Annotated in this window: 1 protein-coding gene; it reads left to right on the forward strand. The window is 61.7% G+C overall.

Annotated features, from left to right (window positions below; genetic code table 11):
- Window positions 1–120 precede the first annotated feature (120 nt).
- Window positions 121–1,080 carry an IS5 family transposase gene (locus tag FFS45_RS41530; RefSeq protein ID WP_137960358.1) on the forward strand — a complete coding sequence of 320 codons (960 nt, stop codon included), beginning with the start codon at window positions 121–123 and terminating at the stop codon, window positions 1,078–1,080.
- Window positions 1,081–1,136 lie beyond the last annotated feature (56 nt).

The following is a 1,136-nucleotide window of genomic DNA, read 5'->3' on the forward strand; positions in this document are numbered from 1 at the left end:
CGGCGTTGTTGCATAAATTGGCTGCTGCGCATCGGGGTGACGTTTACGCACAACAGACGGGACGGTACTGCTGTTAACTTCGTGTCGGAGTGCGTAGATTCTCGCCTTTTGGGCAAAAAGATGCGCAAGGACGAACGCAAGACCAGCGAGCCGAAGGGCGTGTACCGCGTCAGGAACTGGCCGGAATACAACGCGGGGCTGATCGGGCGAGGGAACGTAACGGTGTGGATCGACGAGGGGGTATTGACGAACCCGACTGCATCCGCGGCGCGCAAGCGCGGCCGGCCATGCATCTATGCAGACGCAGCCATCCAGCTGCTGCTCGGGCTCAAGCAGGTTTTTCGCCTGCCGCTGCGGGCGCTTCAGGGTTTCGCACAAAGTCAGCGAGACCTCGCTTTCTCCGGTTTGCCCGTGCCCAACTACACGACACTGAGTCGCCGCGCCCAGAAGCTGGAAGTGGCCCTGCCTGCACCACGCAGCGGCCAGCCGTTGCATCTGGTCATCGACAGCACGGGCCTCAAACTGTACGGGGAGGGTGAATGGAAGGTGCGCAAGCACGGTTATTCGAAGCGCCGTACCTGGCGCAAGGTGCATCTGGCCATGGATGCGAAGACCGGCCAGATATGCGCGGCGTTGATGACACATCAGGATGTCGACGATGCCAGCGTGCTGCCCGATCTGCTCGAGCAGATTCCCCGCGATGTACCGGTTGAAATTGTTGGCGGCGACGGCGCGTACGACACGAAGCACGCCCATGCGGTGATCGCCGCGCGCGGTGCCCAGCCTTCGATTCCACCGCGCGAAGGCGCGATGCCATGGCCGGAAAACACGGCCGGCGCAGGCTGGCGTAACTCGGCTATCGCCGAGATTGCGAAAGGCGGGCGAGCCGAATGGAAGAAGTGCAGCGGTTACCACCGGCGCTCGCTCGTTGAAAACCTGATGTACCGGCTCAAGAAGCTCACGGGCGATTGCCTGTGGGCGCGACGCATCGGCTCGCAGGCAACCGAAGTCGCGATCCGCGTGGGCGTGCTCAACCGCATGACGGCTCTCGCTCGCCCGCAATCCGTTCGCATCGTTTGAAGTCAGCATCAAAGGTCCACCTTTGCCTTCAAATTCGATTTATGCAACAACGCCAT

The organism is Burkholderia sp. 4M9327F10 (assembly GCF_005503145.1).
Lineage (GTDB): Bacteria > Pseudomonadota > Gammaproteobacteria > Burkholderiales > Burkholderiaceae > Paraburkholderia.